Source organism: Rhizobium beringeri, assembly GCF_004306515.1.
GTDB classification, from domain to species: Bacteria; Pseudomonadota; Alphaproteobacteria; order Rhizobiales; family Rhizobiaceae; genus Rhizobium; species Rhizobium beringeri.
In genome coordinates this window covers 585,360-610,710 of record NZ_SILG01000002.1, presented here as the reverse complement: position 1 = coordinate 610,710, position 25,351 = coordinate 585,360, and the positions used below count along the sequence as shown (strand labels likewise).

25 protein-coding genes are annotated in these 25,351 nt (G+C 62.7%); 8 read left to right on the top strand and 17 right to left on the bottom strand.

Annotation, left to right across the window (positions count from 1 at the left end):
• Positions 1-30 precede the first annotated feature (30 nt).
• From ELH03_RS26485 to ELH03_RS26460, 6 genes are all read right to left on the bottom strand, one after another.
• Positions 31-1,407, bottom strand: coding sequence for an aspartate aminotransferase family protein (locus ELH03_RS26485; protein ID WP_033183367.1), 1,377 nt, complete (start codon positions 1,405-1,407; stop codon positions 31-33).
• Between the two features lie 13 nt (positions 1,408-1,420).
• Positions 1,421-2,257 (bottom strand): GNAT family N-acetyltransferase, encoded by an 837-nt coding sequence (locus ELH03_RS26480; protein ID WP_128405067.1) that lies wholly within the window; start codon positions 2,255-2,257, stop codon positions 1,421-1,423.
• A gap of 155 nt (positions 2,258-2,412) precedes the next feature.
• Entirely contained in the window at positions 2,413-3,693 is a 1,281-nt protein-coding gene (gene otnK, locus ELH03_RS26475; RefSeq protein WP_130766930.1) for a 3-oxo-tetronate kinase, read from the bottom strand.
• A 3-nt stretch (positions 3,694-3,696) separates the two neighbouring features.
• On the bottom strand, positions 3,697-4,473 hold the full coding sequence (gene otnI, locus ELH03_RS26470) for a 2-oxo-tetronate isomerase (RefSeq protein WP_128405069.1): 777 nt from the start codon (positions 4,471-4,473) through the stop codon (positions 3,697-3,699).
• Between the two features lie 14 nt (positions 4,474-4,487).
• Complete coding sequence (ltnD, locus tag ELH03_RS26465) at positions 4,488-5,432, bottom strand: L-threonate dehydrogenase (RefSeq protein WP_130766929.1); 945 nt, start codon at positions 5,430-5,432, stop codon at positions 4,488-4,490.
• A 69-nt stretch (positions 5,433-5,501) separates the two neighbouring features.
• The gene (locus ELH03_RS26460; protein ID WP_130766928.1) at positions 5,502-6,818 is read right to left on the bottom strand and encodes an MFS transporter; all 1,317 of its coding nucleotides are present in this window, start codon (positions 6,816-6,818) and stop codon (positions 5,502-5,504) included.
• A 240-nt stretch (positions 6,819-7,058) separates the two neighbouring features.
• Between ELH03_RS26460 and ELH03_RS26455 the strand changes: the two genes are divergently transcribed.
• From ELH03_RS26455 to ELH03_RS26440, 4 genes are all read left to right on the top strand, one after another.
• Complete coding sequence (locus ELH03_RS26455) at positions 7,059-8,057, top strand: LacI family DNA-binding transcriptional regulator (protein WP_128405072.1); 999 nt, start codon at positions 7,059-7,061, stop codon at positions 8,055-8,057.
• Between the two features lie 16 nt (positions 8,058-8,073).
• Entirely contained in the window at positions 8,074-8,748 is a 675-nt protein-coding gene (otnC, locus tag ELH03_RS26450; protein WP_017956779.1) for a 3-oxo-tetronate 4-phosphate decarboxylase, read from the top strand.
• A 171-nt stretch (positions 8,749-8,919) separates the two neighbouring features.
• The gene (locus ELH03_RS26445; protein ID WP_128405073.1) at positions 8,920-9,588 is read left to right on the top strand and encodes a haloacid dehalogenase type II; all 669 of its coding nucleotides are present in this window, start codon (positions 8,920-8,922) and stop codon (positions 9,586-9,588) included.
• A gap of 13 nt (positions 9,589-9,601) precedes the next feature.
• Positions 9,602-10,876: an NAD(P)/FAD-dependent oxidoreductase gene (locus ELH03_RS26440; protein WP_128405074.1), complete on the top strand. Its 1,275-nt coding sequence runs from the start codon at positions 9,602-9,604 to the stop codon at positions 10,874-10,876.
• 73 nt (positions 10,877-10,949) lie between these two features.
• Here the strand turns inward: ELH03_RS26440 and ELH03_RS26435 are convergent, their stop codons facing one another.
• From ELH03_RS26435 to argE, 6 genes are all read right to left on the bottom strand, one after another.
• The gene (locus tag ELH03_RS26435; protein WP_128409735.1) at positions 10,950-12,407 is read right to left on the bottom strand and encodes an NAD-dependent succinate-semialdehyde dehydrogenase; all 1,458 of its coding nucleotides are present in this window, start codon (positions 12,405-12,407) and stop codon (positions 10,950-10,952) included.
• A 15-nt stretch (positions 12,408-12,422) separates the two neighbouring features.
• Positions 12,423-13,466 carry a tartrate dehydrogenase gene (locus tag ELH03_RS26430; RefSeq protein WP_128405076.1) on the bottom strand — a complete coding sequence of 348 codons (1,044 nt, stop codon included), beginning with the start codon at positions 13,464-13,466 and terminating at the stop codon, positions 12,423-12,425.
• A gap of 9 nt (positions 13,467-13,475) precedes the next feature.
• On the bottom strand, positions 13,476-14,939 hold the full coding sequence (locus ELH03_RS26425) for an aldehyde dehydrogenase family protein (protein WP_128405077.1): 1,464 nt from the start codon (positions 14,937-14,939) through the stop codon (positions 13,476-13,478).
• A gap of 124 nt (positions 14,940-15,063) precedes the next feature.
• Positions 15,064-15,417, bottom strand: a complete 354-nt coding sequence (locus ELH03_RS26420; RefSeq protein ID WP_011649389.1) for a cupin domain-containing protein — start codon at positions 15,415-15,417, stop codon at positions 15,064-15,066.
• Between the two features lie 25 nt (positions 15,418-15,442).
• Positions 15,443-16,366: a 2-hydroxyacid dehydrogenase gene (locus tag ELH03_RS26415; protein WP_128405078.1), complete on the bottom strand. Its 924-nt coding sequence runs from the start codon at positions 16,364-16,366 to the stop codon at positions 15,443-15,445.
• A 27-nt stretch (positions 16,367-16,393) separates the two neighbouring features.
• Positions 16,394-17,515 carry an acetylornithine deacetylase gene (gene argE, locus ELH03_RS26410; protein ID WP_128405079.1) on the bottom strand — a complete coding sequence of 374 codons (1,122 nt, stop codon included), beginning with the start codon at positions 17,513-17,515 and terminating at the stop codon, positions 16,394-16,396.
• A 281-nt stretch (positions 17,516-17,796) separates the two neighbouring features.
• Between argE and ELH03_RS26405 the strand changes: the two genes are divergently transcribed.
• A complete protein-coding gene (locus ELH03_RS26405; RefSeq protein WP_128409731.1) occupies positions 17,797-18,699 on the top strand; it encodes a GNAT family N-acetyltransferase in 903 nt (300 codons plus the stop codon).
• 132 nt (positions 18,700-18,831) lie between these two features.
• Here ELH03_RS26405 and ELH03_RS38075 read toward each other — a convergent pair whose 3' ends face one another.
• Positions 18,832-19,032, bottom strand: a complete 201-nt coding sequence (locus ELH03_RS38075) for a hypothetical protein (RefSeq protein WP_130766962.1) — start codon at positions 19,030-19,032, stop codon at positions 18,832-18,834.
• Between the two features lie 424 nt (positions 19,033-19,456).
• Positions 19,457-19,768: a hypothetical protein gene (locus ELH03_RS26395; protein WP_128409730.1), complete on the bottom strand. Its 312-nt coding sequence runs from the start codon at positions 19,766-19,768 to the stop codon at positions 19,457-19,459.
• A 260-nt stretch (positions 19,769-20,028) separates the two neighbouring features.
• On the opposite strand from ELH03_RS26395, the gene ELH03_RS26390 reads away from it, so the two are divergent.
• The 3 genes from ELH03_RS26390 to ELH03_RS26380 are packed head-to-tail and all read left to right on the top strand — an operon-like array spanning position 20,029 to position 22,435.
• On the top strand, positions 20,029-20,934 hold the full coding sequence (locus tag ELH03_RS26390; protein WP_128409729.1) for a LysR family transcriptional regulator: 906 nt from the start codon (positions 20,029-20,031) through the stop codon (positions 20,932-20,934).
• A 56-nt stretch (positions 20,935-20,990) separates the two neighbouring features.
• Positions 20,991-22,121 carry an HPP family protein gene (locus tag ELH03_RS26385; RefSeq protein ID WP_130766927.1) on the top strand — a complete coding sequence of 377 codons (1,131 nt, stop codon included), beginning with the start codon at positions 20,991-20,993 and terminating at the stop codon, positions 22,119-22,121.
• Between the two features lie 35 nt (positions 22,122-22,156).
• Positions 22,157-22,435, top strand: coding sequence for a DUF6522 family protein (locus ELH03_RS26380; protein WP_128405083.1), 279 nt, complete (start codon positions 22,157-22,159; stop codon positions 22,433-22,435).
• 49 nt (positions 22,436-22,484) lie between these two features.
• Here ELH03_RS26380 and ELH03_RS26375 read toward each other — a convergent pair whose 3' ends face one another.
• From ELH03_RS26375 to livM, 3 genes are read right to left on the bottom strand one after another with little or no spacing between them, the layout of a single operon-like run.
• Complete coding sequence (locus tag ELH03_RS26375) at positions 22,485-23,219, bottom strand: ABC transporter ATP-binding protein (protein ID WP_130766926.1); 735 nt, start codon at positions 23,217-23,219, stop codon at positions 22,485-22,487.
• Positions 23,216-24,031: an ABC transporter ATP-binding protein gene (locus ELH03_RS26370; RefSeq protein ID WP_130766925.1), complete on the bottom strand. Its 816-nt coding sequence runs from the start codon at positions 24,029-24,031 to the stop codon at positions 23,216-23,218. Before ELH03_RS26370 ends, ELH03_RS26375 begins: the two co-directional genes overlap by 4 nt.
• Positions 24,028-25,338 carry a high-affinity branched-chain amino acid ABC transporter permease LivM gene (livM, locus tag ELH03_RS26365; protein ID WP_130766924.1) on the bottom strand — a complete coding sequence of 437 codons (1,311 nt, stop codon included), beginning with the start codon at positions 25,336-25,338 and terminating at the stop codon, positions 24,028-24,030. The genes ELH03_RS26370 and livM overlap by 4 nt, the downstream gene beginning before the upstream one ends.
• Between the last annotated feature and the right edge of the window lie 13 nt (positions 25,339-25,351).

Below are 25,351 nucleotides of genomic sequence, written 5' to 3'. Positions count from 1 at the left end.
AATACCGAATCTGACCGTTTCGCGATATTCTCAGGCCTGCAGCGCCCGACGCACGTCCGGGTCCTCCAGCGTCTCGTCCAGCGTGATGCGGGTGCGCTCGACGATCGCGTCTATCTCCGTTTCGGTGCAGCAGAGCGGCGGAGCATAGCCAAGCACACCATTGCCGAAGGCGCGGATGACGAGGCCGTTCTCCCAGGCGCGATCGAAGATGCGGCGGGAGGGTTCGGCGGATGCCGGCAACGGCGTCTTGTTCACCTTGTCGACCACGAGTTCGACGGCAGCCAGCATGCCGCGGCCGCGTACATCGCCGACGAGCGGATGATCTCTCAGCGACTCCAGGCCCTGCATCAGCCGCGCACCGGCCCTGACGCCGTTTTCGAGAAGGCCGTTTTCATAAAGCTTCAGGACTTCCAGGCCGACCGCTGCGCTGACGGGATGGGCCGAATAGGTGTAGCCATGGCCGACGGCGGCAGCACCCGCGCCCTCGGCGATCGTTTCATAGACATGATCGGCCATGAAGACGGCGCCCATGGGGACGTAGCCGGAGGTCAGGCCCTTGGCGGTCGTCATGAAATCGGGCACGATCTCATCCTCGCTGCAGGCAAAAAGCGGGCCGGTGCGGCCAAAGCCGGTGATCACTTCGTCCGCCACGAAAAGGATGTCGTGTGCGCGGCAGAATTCGCGCATGGCTTTCATCCAGCCTTTCGGCGGCACCAGAACGCCGCCCGAGCCCTGGATCGGCTCGACGTAGAAAGCGGCAACACGTTCCGGCCCGATCGCCTCGACCTTGCTTTTCAGCGCCGCAAGCGAGGCGTCGATGATCGCCTGCGGATTGTCGCCCGCCGGGTTGCGATAGGCGTAATGAGACGGAATTTTATGCTGCCAGTCGAAGGGAAGACCGAAGCCGGCATGGAAGGCAGGCAGCGCGGTCAAACCCGCGCCGACTGTCGAGGAGCCGTGATAGCCCTGTTCGACCGAGATGAACTGATCGCGCTCAGGCTGTCCTCGGGCATTCCAGTAGTAGCGGATGAAGCGGACCGTGCTGTCCACCGCATCGGAGCCACCGAGGGTGAAATAGATATGGTTGAGATCGCCCGGCGCGCGGTCGGCGAGTTCGCCGGCAAGCCGGATCGCGGGCTCCGAGCCGAGGCCGAAATAGGCCGTCGCATAGGGAAGCTCGCGCATCTGCCGGGCCGCCGCCTCGACGATGCTCTCGTGGCCGTAACCGGCATTGACGCACCAGAGGCCGGCGAAGCCGTCGATCAGTTGCTTGCCCGATGCGTCGGTGACCGTCGCGCCCTTGGCCGAGGCGAGCACGCGCACGCCAAGCTTTTCGTGGCCGCGGTAGGAGGCAACCGGATGAATGAGGTGGGCGCGATCGAGTTCGATGAGGGAATTGCTGTACATGGAGATCTCCGGATCAGCCGAGCGCCTGGCTGGCGAGGGCAAAGGTGGTGGCAGTCGGATCGGCGGCGTCGTTGGCCAACGGCTTTTTCATCGTGATCCCACCGCCGACATGGGCGAGCCCGTGTTCGGCGAGCCACGGGGAAAGCCCGGTCTCGGCCGTGGTGTCGACCCTGAGGAACCGCCCGGGTCGCCTGGCGATGAAATGTTCGATGAGTTTCCTGGCCTCGCCGAGGTCGGCGGCCACCACGGGTCCGATCACTTCACCGCGGCCGAAGGGACGCAGACACGCGAAGCCGGAGAGGCGGCCATCGCGACGAATGACGGCGAATTCGCCGATCCTGGTGAAATAAGAGAGCAGCCCTTCGCGGTCGGCGCCGAAGGCAAGGCGGTCGAGTGCCGCGATAGCAGGGAGGTCGGCGTCGGTAGCGGCTTCCGTTTCCGCCGGCGTGGCGATTTCTCCGGCAAGGCCCTGGTGCTGCAGCACGGTTCCCGTCTCGTGGAAGCCAAGCTTTTGGTAGAGCGGCAGGCCTGCCGTCGTCGCCACCAGCCTCAGCGGCCGGTCTCCCGCGGCCAGCAATGCGGCGTCCATCAGTCGGCGGCCGAGGCCACGGCCGCGCATCGACTCGTCGACGATGACCATATTGATCGTCGCACAATCGCCCTTGTACGGCGTGACGAGGACGGTGCCGACGACCTTGCCGTCCTCGACTGCGACCATCCCTTCGCTCAAGGCGAGCGCCAGCTGCCAGTCTTCGGTGCGATGTGGCCAGCCCGCCTGTCTTGAGAGCGCGACGGCGGCTTCCAGATGGTCGGGGCCGAACGGGACGATTTCGATCTGACTTGCTTGCATGGGGGCGTCCTTCATGTCGTGCCCGCCAGTCTGCCGGAGCGCCGGCGGGCAGATCGTCTGAAGGCCATGGTTCAAGCAGTATCTTATGGCTTTGCTGTCACGGGCCGCCGCATCTTATGCTAGAACTAACCGATATCCATCCTATCGAGGTTCTGTCAGTGCATCATCGCCAGCGCTGCGGTAAAGAAATCTTCGCCTCCGAAGTTTCCTGATTTCAACGCCAGAAGCATGTCGCCCTGCGCATTCCCGACCGTGCGCAGCACCGGCACGCCGGGCGCAATCTCCGGGCCGATCAGAAATGCCGGAATGGCAAGCCTGTCGACCGCCGCGCCCGAGGTTTCGCCGCCTGCGACCACAAGGCGCCGCACGCCTCTCCCCACCAGTTCGGCAGCGATGATCGACGTCGCGGTCTCGATCGCGTGGCCGGAGGCCTCTCGTCCATGGAGCGATTGCAGCCGGGCCACGGTTTCAGGCGCAGCGCTCGCTGCGATGACGACGGGACCGGCGGAGATGCGGTCTCCAGCCCAGGAAATCGCCGCGGCGATCTCATCGGGACCGGCAAGCAGCCGCTCCGGGTCGAGCCGCAGGACGGGCATCGACCGTTCGGCGATGTCGAGCTGGTGCAGCGTCGCCTTGGAGCAACTGCCGGCAACGATCGCTGAAAGCCCGCCCACCGGGCGAATGGCGTCCGCCGTCGTTGCAGCGTCGGAGGATATCCGACCGGAGCGGACGAGCGCGCGGGCAAGGCCGAGGCCGAGGCCGGACGCACCGGTGGACACCGGCATTTCCAACGCCACCTCGCCGAGCGTTTCAAGATCGCGTTCGAAAATTGCGTCGGCGATCACAGCAGTGATGCCTGCCGTGCGCAGGGCATCGAGCCTCGCCTTGACGGCGTCGGGTCCGGCCGCGATGGTCGTGAGATCGATCAATCCGACAGCGTTACGCGATTGTCGGGTGAGAACCCGCACGAGATTGGCGTCCTGCATCGGATTGAGGGGGTGGTCCCTGAGCGGGCTTTCGTTCAGCGGCTGTCCGCCGACGAAGAGATGGCCAAGATAGACGGTGCGTCCCGTTTCCGGAAAGGCTGGTGTCACCAGCACGACGCCGCCGCCGGCCGCATCGCTCAAGGCCTCGGTGACCGGACCGATATTGCCGGCATCGGTGGAATCGAAGGTCGAGCAGATCTTGTAAAGTACATGGCCGGCGCCCAGTTGGCGCAGCCATCGCTCGGCGCTCGCCGCGGCCGCGACGGCGTCCGAAGCCGGGACGGAGCGGACCTTCAGGGAAACGACCACGGCGTCGACATCCGGCAGCGCCAGCGCCGGATCAGGGATGCCGACCGTCTGTACCGTGCGCAGACCGTTCTTCGTCAGCGTGTTGGCGAGGTCGGACGCACCCGTATAGTCGTCAGCGATTGATCCGAGCAAAATAGCCATCGTCTAGCTCCGTGCAAAAGGTTTGAACCAGCCAAGACCGTCCAATGTGTGGCCGCGCGGGATGTATTCGCAGCCGACGAAACCGTCATAACCCAGGCGGTCGATTTCGCCGAACAGATAGGCAAAGTTCAGCTCCTCCCCGTCCGGTTCGTTGCGTGACGGCACGCTGGCGATCTGGATATGGCCGGTGATCGACAGCAGACGTCGCAACGCCATAGTGACGTCGCCATGGATGATCTGACGGTGATAGATGTCGAACTGGAGCTTCAGGTTCGGCAGACCGCATTCGGCGATCAGCCGCTCGGCGGCGCCGAAGTCGTTGAGGAAATACCCTGGCATGTTTCGGCCGTTGATCGGCTCGAGCAGGAGATCGATGCCCTTTTCCGCAAGCCGCCCGGCAGCATAGGTGACGGAGCGCCGGTAACAGGAGGCGGCGTCTTCGTCATGAGGGTCGGCGATGCCCGCCATCAAGTGCAATCGTCTGACGCCCGTCGCCGCCGCATAGTCCAGTGCCCGCTCGACATCCGCTTTCAGCGCATCGAACCGCCCGGGAAGAGCCGCGATGCCACGTTTGCCTGCTGCCCAGTCGCCCGGCGGCAGGTTGAACAAGGCCTGCTGCAGATCGTTGCGAGCAAGCCGTTCGGCGATTGCCTCGGGCGTAGCTTCGTAGGGAAAGAGGTATTCGACGGCGGCAAAGCCAGCCTCGGCTGCGGCGTCGAAGCGATCGAGGAACGCCCATTCGTTGAACATCATCGTCAGGTTGGCGGCGAAAACCGGCATGTCTAGCGTTCCTTTTACAGGCTCTGCGGCTCTTTGGTGGAGCTGGGCAATTCAGCGCCGGAAAGCTTGGCGTAGAGCCGCGCGAGCGAGGAATCGTCGTCACGGCCCATGCCCGCCCCGGAGGCGGCCAGATACATCTGCAAGGCGGCTGCCGCGAGCGGTACGGGATAACGCTCGGAGCGGGCCATGTCTTGGACGATACCGAGATCCTTGACGAAAATCTCGATGCTGCTGAGCGGAGTATAGTCTCCGGCCAGCACATGCGGCACGCGGTTTTCGAACATCCAGGAATTGCCGGCCGAAGCGGTGATCACCTCATAGACCTTGTCGAGGTCGAGGCCCTGCTTGGCGGCAAAGGTTATGGCTTCACAGGCGGCCGCGATGTGCACGCCGGCGAGAAGCTGGTTGATCATCTTGAAGGCCGCGCCTTTTCCGGCCTCGTCGCCAAGCTCGTAGACCTTGGCGGCCATGGCGTCGAGACCCGGGCGCGCCGTGTCGAAGGCCTGCCTGGAACCGGATGCCATGATCGTCAGTTCGCCATGCGCCGCCTTGGCCGCGCCGCCCGAAATCGGCGCGTCGAGATAATGCAGGCCGAGAGCTTCCACCCGCTGCGCCAGATCTCGTGCGACGGCGGGATCCATGGTGGCCGAGGAGATGAAGACGGCACCGGGCTTCATCGTACGCGCGACGCCTTGAGGCCCGAACAGCACGGCCTCGGTCTGCGCGCCGTTGACGACCACGGAGACGACGATGTCGGCGTCTTTTGCCGCAGCGGCAGGGGTCGCCGCGCCACGTCCGCCATCGGCGACGAAGCGGTCCACTGCCGCCGGCGTGATGTCATATCCAACGACGTCGAGTCCTGCGCGCTTCATCGACTGGGCCATTCCAAGCCCCATGGAACCAAGACCGATGACGGCTGCGACAACGGCCGAGCCCGAGTTTTCAGCAAGCGGTGACATGAGGAGGTTCTCCAGTCTTGTGAGGAAAGGTCTGCGCTCCTCCGGGTACCATCCCGGAGGGGCTGTGGTTTAGCGATTGACGCTTTTCGCAGGAACCGTCAACACGGCCAGCGAACCAATGACCAACGCAGCCGCCAGCAGATACATGCCGGCGCTGTTGGTGCCGGTGAAGTCTTTGAGATAGCCTACCAGAAATGGCCCGAGAAACCCGGCGAGGTTACCGACCGAGTTGATCCAGGCAATGCCGGCCGCAGCGCCGGTGCCGGCGAGAAAAGCCGTCGGAAGCGACCAGAACAGCGGCGCGCAACTGATGGCGCCAGCAGCAGCCAGCGAGAGGCAGACAATCGAGACGGTCGTGCTCGTCGCCATCGTCGCCGCGACGAAACCACCGGCGGCGATAAGGGCCGGGACGACGAGGTGCCAGCGGCGTTCGCGCAGCCTGTCGGCGGAACGTCCGAGCGCCAGCATGGCAACGAATGTGCAGATATAGGGGATCGCGGAAATCAGGCCGATATTGAGGTTTCCGCTGACGCCCGAGGCCTTGACGATGGTCGGCATCCAGAAATTCAGGCCATATTGCCCGAGCACGAAGCAGAAATAGATCAAGCACATCAGCCAGACGCGACGGTCGGTCAGCGTTGCGCCGATGCTGTGCGGGCTTGCCGTCTTGGCCCGGTTCTCCGCCTCGATATTGGCCGTCAGCACGCCTTTTTCCTCATCGTTCAGCCATTTCGCGCCCTGGATCGTATCATCAAGGTAGAAGAACGTCGCAACGCCGAAAAGAATGGCTGGAATGGCTTCGATCAGGAACATCCACTGCCAGCCGGAAAGTCCGTGTGTGCCGTGAAAGCTGTCCATCAGGAGACCCGAAAGCGGATTGCCGAAAATGGCGGATATCGGGATCGCCGACATGAAGGTGGTGATGATCCTGGCGCGGCGATGGGCCGGATACCATGCGGTCAGATAGAGAATGATGCCGGGGAAAAATCCGGCTTCGGCAACCCCCAGCAGGAAACGCAGGACATAGAAGACGGTTTCCGACGAGGTGAACATGAAGGCGGCGGAAATGATGCCCCAGGTGAGCATGATGCGGGCGATCCAAACCCGTGCGCCAACCTTGTTCATGATGATGTTGCTCGGCACTTCAAACAGAAAATAACCGATGAAGAAAATGCCGGCGCCGATGCCGTAGGCGGCTTCCGAGAGGCCGAGCTCGCTCGACATCTGCAGCTTGGCGAAGCCGACATTGACGCGGTCGAGATAGGCGACCACGTAGCACAGCATCAAAAAGGGTACGATGCGCCAGAATACCTTGCCATAAGCACGGTCTTCGAGCGTCTGGGCGGGATGTGCGCCAACGACTGGCGCCTGCGTCTGCAGCGTCATGATTTTCTCCTCCGATTGTTGCCGCGGTCTCCTGTTGATCCTCCCGCGGCACGCCGAGCCACTTTTTGGCAGCGCTGCCATTTTCATTAATCCATTTTGGCAGCGCTGCCAACACCAAATTGGTAGCGCTGCCAAAAAAACCTTGCTTCTTGGCGGGAGCGGTGAAAAATGGTGGCAACGCGGTGGTCATCGGGCGGGCAGGCCGGGCAACCACCTCAACAGTCGGGTTCAAACGTAACGATGGAATTCAAACATCAACCGACGGTAACGCTTGCCGAGGTCGCGGAAGCGGCCGGTGTTGGCGAGAGCACGGTGTCGCGCGTGCTGCGCAACCACGGTTCGTTTTCCGGCAAGACGCGCGAGCGGGTGATGGCCGCCGTCGAGCGGCTGGGCTATGTGCCGAACCGGATCGCGGGAACGCTGGCCTCCACCGGTTCGCGTCTTGTCGCCTTCGTCATTCCCTCGCTGTCCAACATCGTCTTTCCCGATGTGCTGCGCGGTGCCAGCGCCGTTCTGGAGGAAAACCGGTATCAGGCGGTATTCTCCGTGACCGATTATGATCCGGGCAAGGAGGAAGCGCTCGCCGCCGCGATGCTTGCCTGGCGGCCGGCGGCGGTCATGCTGGCGGGGTTCGAGCACACCGAGGGCACGGTCAAGATGCTGCGCGCCAGCGGGTGCCGGGTCGTCGAGCTGCTCGATCTGGACGGCGATGCTCTCGATATCGCGGTCGGCTTCTCGAACCGCGCGGCCGGGCGGGAGAGCGCTGCCTTCCTGCTCAAGCGGGGTTATCGCCGGATCGGCTATGTCGGTCACGACCTGAAGCGCGATACCCGTGCCGGCAAGCGGTTTTCCAGCTTTTGCGAAACGCTCGATGCGCATGACGCCCCGCTCGTCGCCCGCGAAATTCTCGAAGGCGCCTCGTCCGTGGAAAACGGCAGGTTGGGGCTGGAGCGGCTGCTTGCCCGGACGAGCGATCTCGATGCGGTTTATTTCTCCAACGACGACATGGCGCTGGGCGGCTATTTTCACTGTCTGGCCGAGGGGATCGCGATCCCCTCGAAGCTCGCCATTTTCGGCTATAACGGCCTCGATATCGGCCGGGCAATACCGCAACCCTTGTCGACCATCCGAACGCCGCGCGTGGCGACGGGGCAGATAGCCGCGCAGTTGGTCGTCGCCAACGCGCCGCCGCAGGCCGTCGATCTCGGCTTTGAACTGATCGAAGGGGCAACCGCGTAATATTGGAGGAACTGTCATGTCCGACGCGCGCCTGCGTGAGGAAATCTGCCGATACGGCCGCTCGCTGTTCGAGCGCGGGCTGACGCCCGGTTCGTCGGGCAACATATCGTTGCGGCTGGAGGATGGCGGCTGGCTGGTCACGCCGACCAACGCCTCGCTCGGCTTTCTCGACCCGGCACGGATCTCCAGGCTCGATGCCGAAGGCCGGCTCCTGTCCGGCGACAAGCCGACCAAGGAAATTCCGCTGCACACCGCCCTTTACGATACGCGCGGCAGCGCCCGCGCCATCGTCCATCTTCACTCCACCCACGCAGTGGCGTTGACCATGCTGCCGGAGATCGATCCGCGTGCCGCCCTGCCGCCGATGACGCCATATTATCTCATGCGGGCCGGCGAAACCGCGCTGGTGCCCTATTATCGTCCGGGCGATCCGGCGGTGGCCGATGCCATCCGCGGGCTGGCGGGCAAGTATTCGTCGGTGCTCCTGGCCAATCACGGACCTGTTGTCGCCGGCGACAGCCTGGAGGCGGCGGTCTTTGCGACCGAGGAACTGGAGGAAACGGCGAAGCTCTATCTGCTGTTGCGCAACCTCAATCCCCGTTTCCTCAGTCCGGCGCAGGTGGCCGATCTCGTCAACACCTTCGGCCTCGACCTTCCGTCGCATCACGATCACGATCACGACGGCGATTGAAGGCATCACTCCGCCGGCCGTTGACCGCGGGCAAGTGCGCAACCTTCTGCCAAACCCTGCTTTCGATACGATAGATTCTGCTTCCGATGCAGCCAATTCAGGCGAGCTGTCGGTGAAGCGGTGCCTATGATTGTGACACGTCCCCAGTTCCGATCGCTCAAGGATACGCAGATGACGACGTTCCGTCCGAAATACATCACCTTCGACTGCTACGGCACGCTGACCAACTTTCAAATGGCGGAAGCGGCGCGCGACCTCTACGGCAAAGAGCTCGACGAGCGGCGCATGGCGGAGTTCATCAAGAATTTTGCCGCCTATCGGCTCGACGAGATCCTGGGTGACTGGAAGCCCTATGCCGAGGTCGTGCACAATTCGCTCGAGCGGACATGCAAGCGCAACGGCGTAACATTTCGCGACGAAGCCGCCCGAATGATCTATGAGCGGGTTCCGACCTGGGGGCCGCATTCAGATGTCCCGGCCGGTCTTGCCAAGGTCGCCAAGGAAATCCCCTTGGTCATCCTCTCCAACGCCATGAATTCGCAGATCATGTCGAACGTCGAAAAACTGGGCGCGCCCTTCCATGCGGTCTATACCGCCGAGCAGGCGCAGTCCTATAAGCCACGCTTCAAGGGCTTTGAATATATGCTCGATATGCTGGGCTGCGGGCCGGAAGACGTGCTGCATTGCTCGTCCTCCTTCCGCTACGACCTGATGTCGGCCCACGATCTCGGCATCAAGAACAAGGTTTGGGTCAATCGCGGCCATGAGCCTGCCAACCCTTATTACGGTTATGTCGAAATTCCTGACATCTCGGGCCTGCCTGGCGTCGTCGGGCTCTGACGGAGACACGCGGATGCAGTTCGAATCCTACTGGCACGACACGGCACCGACCTTTGCCGGCGGCGCACAAGGCCCCGTCGAAGGACATTACGACGTTGCCGTCATCGGCGCCGGCTTTACCGGGCTTGCCGCGGCGCGCCAGCTTGCAAAGACCGGCGTCAAGGTCGTCGTGCTGGAGGCCGAACGGGTCGGCTGGGGAGCGTCGGGACGCAATGGCGGCCACCTTAACAACGGGCTTGCCCACAGTTTCCTCTCCGCCAAATCCGCACTCGGCGTGGAGCGAGCCGTCGCCCTCTACAAAGCGTTCGACGATTCCATCGACACGATCGAGGCGATCATCGCCGAAGAGGGAATCGACTGCAATTTCCGCCGCGCCGGCAAGCTGAAGCTCGCTTCCAAGCCGCAGCATTTCGATGCCATTGCCCGCAATTTCGAGGCTGTTCACAGAGAGGTCGATCCGGACACTGCACTTCTGACGGAGAGTGACCTGAAAAGCGAGGTCGGCTCGCCTTTCCATGGCGCCATGCTCTCGAAGAAGAGTGCAATGATGCATATGGGCCGTTATGTCGCCGGGCTCGCCACTGCGGCCGCCCGCCATGGCGCCGTCATCTTTGAAAGGACGGCGGTGACCGCGCACCGGCAGGGCAATGGTCGCCACAGCCTTACGACCGCACGCGGCACCGTCACCGCAGACCACGTGCTGGTCGCGACAGGCGCCTACACGCCGTCACTCTTTAATTATTTCCGCCGCCGGATCGTTTCCGTCGGCAGCTTCCTGATCGCCACCCGTCCGCTGACCGACGCCGAAATCGCCGCTACGATGCCGGGTAACCGCACCTGCGTCACGTCGATGAACATCGGCAATTATTTCCGGCTGTCGCCCGACAAGCGGCTGATCTTCGGCGGTCGCGCCCGGTTTTCCGCCACGTCCGATCAGCGCTCGGACGCAAGGAGCGGCGACATTCTGCGCGCCAGCCTGGCTGAAATCTTCCCGCAGCTTGCCGGCGTTGAAATCGACTATTGCTGGGGCGGGCTGGTCGACATGACCAAGGACCGCTATCCGCGCGCCGGCTATGTCGATGGTGTCTGGTATGCCATGGGCTATTCCGGCCACGGCGCCCAGCTCTCCACCCATCTCGGCATGATCATGGCCGACGCCATCCTGGGGAAGGCCGACCGTAACCCGATCAAGGGTCTCGACTGGCCGGCCGTCCCCGGCCACTTCGGCAAACCGTGGTTCCTGCCGCTGGTCGGGCTTTACTACAAGACGCTCGACCGCTTCCAGTAAAGCATCAGCGACTACGAAAAAGGGCGCCGAGGATGAGTCCACGGCGCCCATTTTCTTTTGCTCTTGCCGCTGGTCAGTTGAGCCCGCCGATATGGAAGCTCTTCATTTCCAGATATTCGTCGATGCCGCATTGGGCGCCTTCACGGCCGAGGCCGGACTGCTTGACGCCGCCAAAGGGGGCGACCTCGGTTGAAATGGCGCCCGTGTTCAGGCCGAGCATCCCGAATTCGAGCGCTTCGGCGACCCGCCAGGAGCGTTTCAGGCTCTCGGTGTAGAAATAGGCCGCAAGGCCGAAGGGCGTGGCGTTGGCGATGCGGATCGCCTCTTCCTCGTTGTCGAAACGGAAAAGTGGGGCAACGGGTCCGAAGGTCTCTTCGCTGGCAAGCTGCATCTCGGTCGTCGCGCCGCCGAGCACCATCGGCACCGCATATTGATCGCCTTCAGGCACTGAACCCGCGGTGGCGAGGATCCTCGCTCCTTTTTCCACCGCATCGTCGACGTGACGCTTGATCTTCTCGATCGCTGCCTTGTTGATCATCGGCCCGATATCCGTGCCGGCATCCGTGCCGGCCCCGACCTTCATGGCCGATACGCGTGCGGAAAGTTTGGCGGCAAAGGCCTCGTAGACGCCGGACTGGACGAGAAGGCGGTTGGCGCAGACGCAGGTCTGCCCGCCATTGCGGAATTTCGATGCGATTGCGCCTTCCACGGCAAGATCGAGATCGGCGTCGTCGAAGACGATGAACGGCGCGTTGCCGCCGAGTTCGAGGCTAAGCCGCTTGACGCTGTCGGCCGCGCCACGCATCAGCAGCGAGCCGACGCGGGTCGAGCCGGTGAAAGAGATCTTGCGGACGGTCTGGTTCGCCATCAGTTCGTCGCCGATGCCGGCCGGCATGCCGGTGACGATATTGATCACGCCCTTCGGGATGCCGGCGCGCTCCGCCAAGACTCCGAGCGCCAGCGCCGAATAAGGGGTGAGGTCGGATGGCTTGATGACGACGGTGCAGCCGGCGGCGAGCGCCGGCCCGACCTTGCGGGTGATCATCGCATTCGGAAAATTCCACGGCGTGATGATCGCCGACACGCCGACGGGCTCCTTCAGAACGACGATCCGCCGGTCGGTCGTCGGTGACGGAATGGTCGTTCCACCGATCCGGCGCGCCTCCTCGGAAAACCATTTGATGAACGAGGCGCCATAGCGGATTTCGCCGCGCGATTCCGTCAGTGGCTTGCCCTGCTCGCGGGTGAGGATCAGCGCCAGATCCTCGATATTGTCGAGCATCAGATCATGCCAGGCCTCCAGCAATGCGCCGCGCTCGGCATTGGTCTTTGCGCGCCATGGACCAAAGGCCTCTTCCGCTGCGGCGATTGCCGCCCTCGTATCGGCTCCGTCCATGTCGGGCACTGTGCCCAGCATATGCTGCGTCGCCGGGTCGATCACCTCGATCGCGCGTCCGGCTGCGGCCCCGCGCCATTCTCCGTCGATTAGCCCTTGCTCACGAAACAGGCCGCTATCCCTTAATCCGTTCATTCTGTTCTCCATTGATCAGCCGAGTGCCGAAAGCACCGATGCGGTGATCGCGTCGGTCTTGTCCTTGCCGGGGATTGCGCCGATGCCGCGTGCCGTCGTCGCCTCGATTGCGGCCATCACCCTTGCGGCGGCAGCCGCTTCTCCCAAATGCTCGAGCATCATCGCGCCCGACCAGATGGCGGCGATCGGATTGGCGATGCCGAGATGAGCGATATCGGGCGCGGAGCCGTGGACCGGTTCGAACATCGATGGCGCCGAACGATCGGGATTGATATTGGCGGAGGCTGCAAAGCCGAGCCCGCCCTGGATGGCAGCGCCGAGGTCGGTCAGGATGTCGCCGAACAGGTTGGAGGCGACCACGACGTCGAGACTGTCGGGCGCCATGACCATGCGGGCGGCCATGGCGTCGATGTGGTAGCTGGTCACCTCGACATCGGAATATTCGGCGGAGAGCCTCTGGGTGATCTCGTCCCAGAAGACCATTGAATATTTCTGCGCGTTGGACTTCGTCACCGAAGCAAGCTTGCCGCGTCGTGTCCGCGCCTGCTCGAAGCCGAAACGGAGGATGCGTTCGACCCCCGTGCGGGTGAAGATCGAGGTCTCCACAGCCACTTCATTATCGGTGCCCTGGTGGACGCGACCACCGGCGCCGGAATATTCGCCCTCGGTGTTTTCGCGAATGCAGAGGATGTCGAAGCCGTCAGCCCTTAACGGCCCCTGCACACCCGGCAGCAGCCGGTGCGGGCGGATATTGGCATATTGTACGAAAGCCTTGCGGATCGGCAGCAAAAGCCCATGCAGCGACACGGAATCCGGCACTTTGCGAGGCCAGCCGACGGCGCCGAGCAGGATGGCATCGAAGGACCGGAGCGTTTCGATGCCGTCGGCGGGCATCATGCTGCCGTTCTCCAGATAGTAGTCGCAGGACCAGGGATAGCTGGTTGCATCCAGAGAAAATCCGTTCAGGCTAGCTGCCTTTTCGAGCACGGCCCAGGCTGCTGCCGTCACGTCGCGGCCGATGCCGTCTCCGGGCAGAAGGGCGATCTTGTAGGTTTTCATCGCAGGTCCTCACAGGCTGATGAGCACACTCTTGCTCTTGCGGTTGGCGAGATAGGCTTCGCGGCCGAGATCCTTGCCGATGCCGGACTGCTTGTAGCCGCCGGTCGGCAGGATATGGTCGCGTGAGCGGCCGTAGCGGTTGACCCAAACGGTGCCGGCCTGAAGGCGGCGGGTCACGCGGATGGCACGCGAGAGATCGCGGGTGAAGAGGCCGGCGGCGAGCCCATAGGCCGGATGGTCGGCGAGCCCCAGCGCTTCCTCCTCGTCCTCGAAGGTCTGCATGGTCAGCACCGGTCCGAAGATTTCTTCCAGAACCGCCGGCGACGTTGCCGTCACCCCGGAAATCAGGGTCGGTGCGTAGAAATAGCCTTCGCGGTCAAGGCGGCGGCCACCTGTGAGGCACTCGGCGCCACCGTCGATGGCGGCGCGGATGATACCGTCCATGCGGGCGATCTGGCGTTCGGAGATGACGGGCGAATAATCGGTTGCTTCATCCCAGGTCGGGCCGGGGCGAATGGCGGCCAGCCTCTCGACAAGTGCGGCCGCGAGCGCGTCCGCCACCTCAGCCTCGACGATCAGGCGCGATCCGCAAACGCAGGCCTGACCGGCGTTGGAGAGAATGCTGCCGGCGATTGCGCCCGCCGCAAGCTTAAGATCGGCATCGGCGAAGACCAGTTGCGGGCTTTTACCGCCGAGTTCCAGCGTCATCGGCTTGACGCCGGTGCGGGCGATGTTCGTCATGATTGCCGCGCCGGCCGCAGTCGAACCGGTGAAGCTGACCTTGGAGATGCCGGCATGTCCGGTGATCGCATTTCCTGTGGTCGGGCCGTCGCCAAGCACGATGTTGACGAGACCGGCCGGCAGGCCGGCGCGCACCGAAAGTTCGGCGAGATAGAGCGTCGAAAACGGCGTCATTTCCGACGGCTTCAACACCACCGCATTGCCTGCCGCCAGCGCCGGACCGAGCTTCCAGCCGGCCATGGACAAGGGGAAATTCCAGGGTGTGATGGCGCCGACGACGCCATAGGGTTCCGTCATGATCATGCCGAAGTTCGCATCGTCGGTCGGGACGAGGTCGCCGCCTTCCTTGTCGGCGAACTCGGCAAAGAAGCGGATCTGCTCGGCGGTGACGGCGATGTCGCCGGCGACGAGATGACCGATGGGCCGTGTCGAGGAGAGCGCCTCGAGCCTGGCGAGGGTCTGCGCCTCGGCTTCGATCAGGTCTGCCCAGCGCTGCAGCGCCACAGTGCGCTCGCGCGGCCGCATGCCGCCCCAATTGCTTGTCTTCAATGCGGTCCTGGCTGTTTCGACGGCGTGATCGACAAGGGCTTCGTCGGCCAGCGGACAGCCGGCATAGGCCTTGCCGTCGGATGGGCGATGCATGTCGATGACAGCCTCGGCCGGAACCAGCCGGCCGCCGATGAAATGCCCGACGGGCAGGGATATCGTGTTCGGATCGAAGCTGAGTGTCATCGCATGTCCTCGGGATGGGGCTGAGGCAAGCCTAACTGGAGAACGCGAGCAGCATGCGTCGACCGGTGATGCCGCAGCGGCGAAAAATTGCGTTTTCGCCGCCGCCGCAGTCAAAACTACGGCGTCACGTCACGGTGACGTAGATCTTGCGCACCGTCTCGATTGTCTTCCAGACGCCAACGAAGCCCGGCTTCATGACGAAGCTGTCGCCGGCCTTGTAGACCACCGGTTCGCCGCCTTCCGGCGTGAGTTCGATCAGGCCGGAAAGGATGTGGCAGAACTCGAACGTCTCGCCCTTGATCGAGCGCGTCTCGCCGGGTGTCGCCTCCCACACGCCGCTATGAACCGTCTCGCCGCGGGCGACGTCCTGCGCCCAGGTCTTGAAGGCCGGATTGCCCGAGATCAGCCGTTCTGGGAGTGGACCGGACTCGCGCGGCGCGAAGGTCGGGTTGGTGTCGATCGTCTTGAGGAGGGACATGATTTTGCTTTCCTAGGTTGAGAACTCAGTAGCCGCGGCTGCGATCGATCAATCCAATCGGATCGAGACCCGCCTGGTGCCGCTTGATGTTGCCGATCACGGCCGCCGCGGCGGTCTCAGCTTGGGTGACGCTCGCAATGTGCGGCGTCAGCAGGATCTTCGGATGGCTCCAGAAGGCGTGGTCCTCAGGCAGCGGTTCCGGATCGGTGACGTCGACGACGGCGCCTGAGAGATGTCCGGCGTCGAGCGCGTCGACGAGCGCCTGATGATCGAGCTGAGCGCCGCGGCCGACATGGACGAGCGCAGCGCCGGCCGGCAGTCCGGCGAAGAGCTCGCCATTCAGGAAACCGCGCGTCTCATCCGTCAGCGGCAGCAGGCAGACAAGAATGTCGGTGGTTGCAATAAGAATATCGAGGCCGTCGCGGCCGCTCAGGCATCGGATGCCGTCGATCTCGCGCGGGCTGCGGCTCCAGCCCGAAAGCGGAAAGCCGAAGGGCTGCAGACGTTCGAGCACCGCGCTTCCAAGCATGCCGAGCCCGAGCACACCGATGCGGCGTTCGGAGGCCTGTACCGGCGCGATCGTCTGCCAGGTCCGGCGCCGCTGCTGGTCGAGATAGGTCGGCAGGTCGCGATGGAGCGCAAGTACGGCCAGCGTCACATATTCCTGCATCATCCTGGTGATGCCGTCCTCGACCATGCGCACGACCTTGACCGATGCCGGCACGGCATCGATGCGGAACTGGTCGATACCCGCGCCGATCGAAAAGAGGATTTCGAGATTGCGGTAGCGCGCGAGATTATCCGGCACCGTCCAGGTGATCAGGTAGCGCACGGCCTCGGCTTCGACTGACTTGGGATCCATGGAGAAAGCAATGTCGGGCAGTTCGCGCGCGAAGGCTTCGGCGAAGATGGCGCCGCGCTTCGCATCGGAATTGAAGAGAAAGGTCATCGCGTCGGCTCCTTGATCTCGATGTCATCAGGCGCAGCGGCGGCCAAGCGCCTCGACCATCGCCTGGCAGGCGAGCAGTTCGCCGGTGAGGATGAATTCGTCCGGCTTGTGGGCGCGGCCGATGTCGCCGGGGCCGCAGATGATCGCATCGATGCCGGCGCGCTGGAAAAGCCCGGCCTCCGTGCCGTAGCTGACCGCGGCGAGCGGCTCGATGCCGGTCAGTTCGCCAAGCAGCGCCGCAAGTGGCGCATCGGCGGCAAGCGAAAGCGCCGGATAGGCGCTGAGTTCGCGCCATTCCACCTGGAAGCCGAGCGGCGACAGCGCCTCGGCCGATGCTCGCAGCGGCGCCAGCAGCGTGATCGGATCGACGCCGGAAATAGCCCGCGCTTCGAACTCTGCCTCGCAACTGTCGGGAATGATGTTGACCGCCTGGCCGCCCTTCAGCGTGCCGACCTGAAGGGAGGAGTAGGGCGGTTCGAAAACATGCTCGAACGGGCCGGAGGCGAGCCGTTCGGCTTCGGCGCGAGCGCGAGCCAGAACATCGGTGATGGCATGGATTGCGTTCAGTCCTTGGTCCGGACGCGAGGAATGGCCGGACCGGCCCCTGACCGTCAGCCGGGCGGCGGCCTTGCCCTTGTGGGCGCGGATCGCCCGCATGCCGCTCGGCTCGCCGATGATCGCGCCAAGCGGGGCTGCACAGAGCTCCGGCAGGCGGGCGATCATGTGCGGCACGCCGCGGCAGCCGGCCTCCTCGTCATAGGAAAAGGCAAGGTGGACGGGCTGGCGAAGTGGCATGGCAGCAAGCGCTGGGACGGCGGCGAGAACGGCGGCCAGGAAGCCCTTCATGTCGGTGGCGCCGCGACCGTAGAGGCGGTCCGCTTCGGCCCGCAGGCGGAACGGATCGCTGGTCCAGCCGCCCTCGGCGGCGGGGACCACGTCCATATGGCCTGAGAGGATATAGCCCGGCGTTTCCCTCGGGCCGATGGTGGCGAAAAGGTTCGACCGGCCTCCCTCCGGGCCGGGAAGCTCCGTGACGACAGCGCCGTGGCTTTGCAGATAGTGCCGGATCCACGCCACGATCTCACCGTTCGGCGTGCCGACGACGGAGGGGAAGCCAACGAGCCTTTCGAGAATTTCAATTGCCTGCATGGCACTCCTCACAGTGCGGGGATCTTCGAGGTGCTTGCAACTGGGCTGACGGAAGGCGACATTCCAGGTTCTCACGGTGAACGGCGACTGAGGCCGGTCGGGCCTAGTCAATGACTTTAGAGAACGGTCCAGGCTTTATTTGCCGAAAGCGCAGCGGATTTGGTCGATTGTTGTGTTTGCGCCGGCCTTACCAGTGAATTGTATCGAACGATCTGTTCTAGTCTGGGCAGAGAAGTTTCCGGACGCCGGCTTGGCCAGAAAAATGCGGCAGGGGGGTGGGAGTGAGTGAACTGACATCCGAATCCAGGTTCGTCGATAGTTTCGAGACGCACATTGCCGGGATCGACAGCGTTGCCCTCGACAAGTTGCATGCGCTGTCGATGACCGTCGCCTGGCCGCATCGTGGCGAAGACTGGCAGTTCTTGCGGGAATTCGGCCAGGGCATCGTGGCGATCGATGAAATCGGCCGCATCCTGGGCTCTGCGATGTGGTTTCCCTACGATGCCCAATTTGCCACGATCGGTATGGTCATCACCTCGCCGCGTCTTCAAACCAATGGCGCCGGGCAATGGCTCATGGGCCACGCGCTGGAGCAGGTCGCCGGGCGCAACCTCGGGCTGAATGCGACGCGTGCAGCGCGACGTCTCTATCGTTCCCTGAACTTTGTTCGCGAGGCGCTCGTCTTTCAATGCCAGGGCGAAGCGATCTCGCCGCCGAATGTGGAGCTGCCGTCCGGTGCGGTGATACGGGCAGTGGAGGCTGGCGATCTGGAAGCGATCGCCGAATTGGACTGCGTGGCCTTCGGCACCGATCGCAAGCTGCTCTTGGCCCGGCTGATGGCAAATTCCAAAGGCATCGTGTTGACCCGCGCCGGCAGGATCGAGGCTTTCTCGCTTTGCCGGCGGTTCGGGCGTGGCCATGTCATCGGTCCTATTGTGGCGCGCAGTGACGCGGACGCAATCGCTGTGGTTCGCCCGCATGCGGCCGAGCATGCAGGAGCGTTCCTGCGCCTCGACACACGCGAGCAGGGCGGGATCTTTTCCGATTTCCTCTCTCGTTGCGGTCTTCCCGTTTACGACATCGTAACGACCATGTCGCTCGGCGGCCCTTGGCTTCCGGTTCCGGGGTATCAGCCGGCGCATGAGCCGAGAACCTATGCGCTCGTCAGCCAGGCACTCGGTTGACACAAGCCTACCTGGCGATCTTGTCGGGTTCTAGAGCGGTTCAGCTTTTAACGGAAGCGTAGAACCGCTCTATCCTTTTGTTTTTACGCAATTCCGGACGGAAAACCGCTGCGCACTTTTCCTGGAATTGCTCTAAGCGCCGGGACAGACCGGTATGTCGATCAGAGTCTGCCGGCGTTCACATTCGGGCCGGAACGAACGATATTGCCAGAGACCTTCCGGGCTTTCCCGTCGGTATACGGTCTCGAGCCAGAACACTGAGTCATCGATCGGCAAGACAGGATGCCACGCATACCATTCCGACCAGATTTTTCCTGCCGGGTCGCTGTCCATGATCGCCACTCGCCTCCTCATCGTCAGCGCAACTCGAACATCCGCGCGGCACTAGAGCCGCTGTCGTTACGAAACCGGATTTCGGCATCGGTCACGATCAGGTCCCGGGATCGATGGTCTCGATTTCCTGGAGTCGAGAGACACCGATCGCGAGGGGTCCGATTTCTGCTTGCTGCGATCCCAGTGTGCCTTCGGTAAATGTTCTATAATACAGAATAACAGTGAAAGAATATTCTTCAATAGAGATCATTTTCTCGTATTGCGCGAAGTCTTCCTTGTCCCCCGTCGGGAGATGTTTCAGGTTGTAAGATGTGGCTCTGTTGACGAATGATTTTCGTCGGTGGATGCAATCGCATCGATTGGGTACCGGCGATAAGCTGCGGTGTTCAATCGCCACTGATCTGTTTGCGTGATGGTTGGATGCTCAGCCGATCGAACGCAGCCCGAGGTAGGCTGCCAGACTGACGGCGGAGAGAGCGATCATCAGCCTGGGTCTCGCATCGTCGAACATGGCTGCCAGCGCAAGGCCGAGCATCAGGATGACGGATTTTGCCCAGAGATTCTGATCGGAGACAGTGAAAGCGATTGCCGCCAGAAAGACGGCGCTTGCGACGATTGTCACAGGAGCAGATTTCTCGGCGAGATCGCCGCCTGGGAAATACGGCATTAGAAAACGGCGCATGCTCAAGCCTGAAGCGACGCTCAGAAGAAGACAGGTCAAGACAAGTTGCAACATAGGGTCGTCGCCGATCGATCCGCAGATAGCCTTGCGGATGCAAACCTCATGCCAGCCTCAAACTCTCAAAACGTCATCCGTCAGAGGCAATGTCGCGGCCTGCATGGCTATTTCCTCGGCGTCGCGACCCTTTTTTCGGCAATCGCTCGTCTGCTTGGGCTCATGTTTTTCATCCGATGCCGAAACCGGCTTGAGCTGAGGCAATGATTTTTATATAGAGAATTATCTATCGTCTTAATTCCGGAAACGAGATCCTTTCATTGGACCTTTCATCGATCGAGATATTCCTCGCCGTTGCCAGCGACCGCAGTGTTACCAAGGCTGCCAAGGCCGTAGGGCGGGTGCCGTCGAATGTGACGACGCGCGTCCAGCAATTGGAGGAGGACCTCGGCGTTTCCCTCTTCAGCCGTGACGGCAAGAAGATGACGTTGACACGCGAGGGCGAGACGTTCCTCGTCTATGCCAACCGGCTTAAGGCGCTTGCGCTCGAAGCGCGCCAGGCCGTGCGGCCTCTCGCCCCATCGGGGACATTGCGGGTCGGCACCATGGAGAGCACGGCAGCAAGCAGGCTGCCGGCGGCGCTGACGCAATTCAATCAGATGTGGCCGGAGGTGTCGCTTCATCTGACGATGGGGGCGTCCCGCGATCTGACCCGCGACGTTCTCTCCAATGTCCTGGATTGCGCGTTGATTGCCCGTCCACCGAAGACGATGCGCGAGGAAGACTCAAGCTTCGATGCCGAACTCAAGGCGCTCGAAACGGAGCCGGTCTTCGTCGAAGACCTGTTGATCGTGTTGCCGTCCGGGCATCCCTCCATCAAATCCGCCGCCGACCTGCGTGTCGGATCACTCGCTGCTCTGGAACCCGGCTGCACCTATCGCAGGATCGCTGAAAACTGGGCGCGCAAATCGAGCGCCCTGCCGACGAGCGAGCTCGGTTCCTACCACGCGATCCTGGCGAGCGTTGCGACCGGCAACACGGCAGGCGTCATGCCGCGATCCGTCCTTGATCTCATGCACTGGCCGACGCCTGTCCAGACCCATCAATTGGGGCCTGTGGATACGCTGCTCGTCTACCGCAGGAATGATCGCCCAAGCGCGTTCAACGCATTCCACGAAGTCCTCAGCGCGACAAAGGGCAGAGATATCAGGCTGGCAACAAACTAGCCTGAACGTCTTCCTCCTTCGCCGCCAGATAATCCTCGCTTAAAATTGGTCTTGTCATGCAGTATCCCGTTTCCCCGAAGGTGGGACCGAGCCGCTTCCGCCGCTTCCGTTTGTTTTCACCTATTCTGGCCGGTGCGACCTTACGAGAGCGATTGATTGGATGTCTCGGCGCCTTGCTGGCCATTGGTCTCACCGGCGTCATCAGCGGCTATCTGTTCGGCCAGGGGCCGCATCTTCCCCTGATCGTCGCGCCGGTGGGGGCGTCCGCGGTGCTTCTTTTCGCGGTGCCTGCAAGCCCGCTGGCGCAGCCATGGTCGATCATCGGCGGCAATACGATTTCCGCCCTGATGGGGATTATTGCCGCATACTTCATTCGCGATCCGATCATCGCGACCGGCGTCGGCGTTTCGCTTGCCATCGGCGCGATGTCCTTCACGCGCTGCCTGCATCCACCAGGCGGAGCCGCCGCACTGACCGCCGTGCTCGGCGGTCCTGTCGTTGCCGGCTGGGGATTTCTCTTTCCCTTCGTGCCCGTTGCTTTGAACTCCTGCATTCTCGTCGGCCTTGGCCTGTTGTTCCACAAGCTCTCCAAGCGAAATTATCCGCACGTTGTTCCGAGACCGGCGGAGAACACCCATCAGACGATCGACCTGCCATCGGCCGTGCGGGTGGGTTTTCGCGAGGAGGATGTCGATGCGGCCCTCGAAGCGCTCGACGAAACCTTCGATATCGACCGGGCAGACCTCGGCCGGCTGTTGCAGCAGGTCGAGCTGCAAGCGGCCATCCGCTCAAACGGCAAGATCAGCTGTGCCGATATCATGTCGCGTGACGTGATCGCCATTGGCGAAGCTTCGGAACCGGATACCGCACGGCATCTTCTCCTGAAGCATAATATCCGCACCTTGCCGGTGAAGGACCCGGAGGGCCGTCTCGTCGGCGCTGTCGGCTTGCGGGAATTGTCGATGAGCACCGAGACCATCGCGCATGCGATCCCGAGGCCGGCGGTGGCCAGACCTTCGGATCCTGCTCTGTCGCTGTTGCCCGTTCTGACGGACGGGCGCACGCATGCCGTCATCATTGTCGACGACGATTACCGGATCCTTGGCCTGATATCGCAAACGGATCTCCTGAGCGCAGTGGCGCGGCTGCTGCCAAAGGAGGATAATACGGTTCCGGCGGTGGCCTGAGCGGTGAGCGTGGAACGTAGCTGGAGAAAAAGTCGGTGCTGATCGAGCGCGATTCAAATGGCGATTTTATCCTGGAATCAGCGGAGCTGGCGAAACGATTCGGCTTGTCGCTGGCCGATCTTCGCCGCCACATGCGCCATGGCTCTGTCGTCAGCTCCGTGGAAATCGGGACTGCTGAACACGAGGGGACGAAACGGGTGTCGCTTCGGCTCGGCAATAGGCTTTGGCGCGCCGTTTTGAACGATGAAAATGAAGTGCAGCAGGAGCAGATGACCGTTCTTCGGGGTAAAACCTCCGGAGGGCATCCGCGCTAAATCGACGCCAGCCGTCGGCCGATTGACCATGCCGGCTGCAAGCCCTTGTTCAGTGCAGTCCGAGATAGGCTTTGCGTACTTCTTGGTTGTCGAGGAGGGCGGCGCTGTCGCCGGAGAGGTGGATACGACCATTGACCATGACATAGGCGCGCTGCGAAAGCTTCAGCGCATGGTTGGCGTTCTGCTCGACGAGAAATATCGTTTTGCCCATCGCAGCAATCTCCCGCAAAACTTCGAAAACGCGCTTGACGATCAGCGGCGCCAAGCCGAGCGACGGTTCATCGAACAGGATCAGCTCCGGCCGCGCCATCATGGCGCGGGCGATGGCAAGCATCTGCTGTTCGCCGCCGGACATGGTGCCGGCGGTCTGATTTCGGCGCTCCTTGAGGCGTGGGAAGAGCTCGAACATGGTGTTCCGGTCTTCTTCGAAGCGGGCCATGCCGATCGGCGTCGTGCCCATCATCATATTCTCTTCGACCGACATCTCCTGGTAGATCTGGCGGCCTTCCGGAACGAGCGCTATGCCGCGCCGGGAAATCCTGCTGGTCGGCATCTGGGAGATGTCTTCGCCACGATGCAGTATTTTGCCGGATGAGGCGCGCGGCGCCCCGAAGATGGAGGAAAGCAGCGTGGTCTTGCCGGCACCGTTTGCGCCGATCAGGCTGACGATCTCACCGGCTGAGATATGGACGTTTACCGCCTTCAGCGCTTCTACCGGGCCGTAATGGGCATGAACGCCGGCGAATTCGAGAAGCGGTACCCGCGTGTCGGACGACTGGCTCATGCTGGTACCTCTTCTTCGCTGACACCGAGATAGGCGGCGACGACGGCCGGATCGTTGGCGACATGCTCAGGTGTGCCGTCGGAGATCACCTCGCCATGATCGAGCACGACGATGTGGTTCGAAATGCGCATGACGAGACCCATGTCGTGCTCGATGACGAGAACCGTCTGCTTGTGATCGGCACAGAGCCGTTGGATGACCTCGGCCAGATCCAGCGTTTCGGAGGGGTTGAGGCCGGCGGCCGGTTCGTCGAGGCATATGAGGCTCGGGCCTGTGCACATGGCGCGGGCGATCTCGACGCGACGCTGCCGGCCGTAGGGCAGTTCGCCGGCCAGGCGGTTGGCGTCGTCGGCAAGCTTCATCTGCCCCAGCCAGTAATAGGCCCGGTCGACAGCCTCTGCCTCGGCCTTGCGGAACGCCCGGGTCCGGAAAACGCCACTGAGGATGTTGTTGCGGGTGGCGAGGTGTTGGGCGATCAGAAGGTTCTCAATGACCGACATTTCCTTGAACAGGCGGATGTTCTGGAACGTCCTGGCAATCCCGGCGCGCGTCACGAGATGCGAGCCGCCGGTCATCGGTTTCGTCACCAATTGGCCGATATCCGTTGGACCATCGCGTCCGTTCAGCATGATGCGGCCTTCGCTGGAGCGATAGAATCCGGTGATGCAGTTGAACATCGTCGTCTTGCCGGCGCCGTTGGGACCGATCAGGGCGGTGACCGCGCCGCGTTCGACCGAGAAGCTGACGTCCCGGTTGGCGACGATGCCGCCGAAACGCATGGTGACATTCTGCACTTCGAGGATGGGGCTCATCGTCCCGCCTCCGCCTTGCCCTCAAAGGACAGTTCGGCGCCGATGCCTTCTTTCATCGAGCTCGGAAAGAATGCCGGGCGCTTGATGCGAACCAGGCCGCGCGGTTTCCAGATCATCATCACCACCATCAGGATACCGAAGACCAGAACGCGGTATTCGGCGAACTCACGCAGAAGTTCCGGAAGAATGGTGAGAACGAGCGCTGCCGAGATGACGCCCGCGGTCGATCCGAGACCGCCAAGGACGACGATCGCCAGGATGAGGGCGGATTCGAAGAAGGTGAAGGATGTCGGGTTCACGAAGCCCTGTTGCGCGGCGAAGAAGACGCCGGCGAGGCCGCCCGTGGAGGCGCCGAGCATGAAGGCCGTGAGCTTTGTGAAGACGTGATTGACGCCGAGCGAACGGCAGGCGATCTCGTCTTCGCGCAGTGCTTCCCACATGCGGCCGAGAGGGATGACGCGCAGCCGCTCCACGGCGTAGATGACGAAGCAGACGACAAGAAACAGCACGAAATAGAGAAACCAGAACCGGTAGTCCGCGCTGTAGGGGATGCCCAGATATTCATGAATGGGAACGCCGCCCTGTTTGGCGGTACGGGTGAATTCGAGGCCGAGGAAGGTGGGTGCCGGAACCGGAGCGCCGTTCGGCCCGCCGGTGAATTCCAGCCAGTTGTTCAGCACCAGACGAATGATCTCGCCGAATCCGAGCGTCACGATGGCAAGATAATCGCCATGCATCTTCAGAACGGGGAAGGCGAGGACCATGCCGAAGAGGCCGGCCAGGAATGGGGCAAGGATGAGCGCGCCCCAGAACCCGATGCCGAGATATTGCGATCCGAGCGCCAGGAGATAGGCGCCCACGGCGTAGAAGGCGACGTAGCCAAGGTCGAGCAGGCCAGCAAGCCCGACGACGATGTTGAGCCCCAGGCCGAGCAGGCAGTATATCAGGGCAAGGATCGCGATACCCAGGAAGTATTTGTCGGCGAAAAACGGCAGACTCAATCCGGCGAGAAACAACAGGGAAAGAACCAGCAGCGGCGACCTTTCCTGGCCGGTCATGACGGTCACACCGGCGCCGTTGCCTGCCATGCGCCGGGTGAGTTTTCGGCCGAGACTGCTCATCTGGAACAGCGAGAGCGCCGATCGGCCTGCCGTGACGACGGCCGCCAGCAACACCGCGCGCATCAGTTCGTTGGTGAACGAAAATCCCTCGAGCACCAGCCCCGAGATCGGGCCGAACAGGATAAGGGAGACCGTAAAAGTGAGGAGCGCTTGCTTGAAGAGCGTGCGAAAGCGGTTGGATTCCATGGCTTCTTATTCC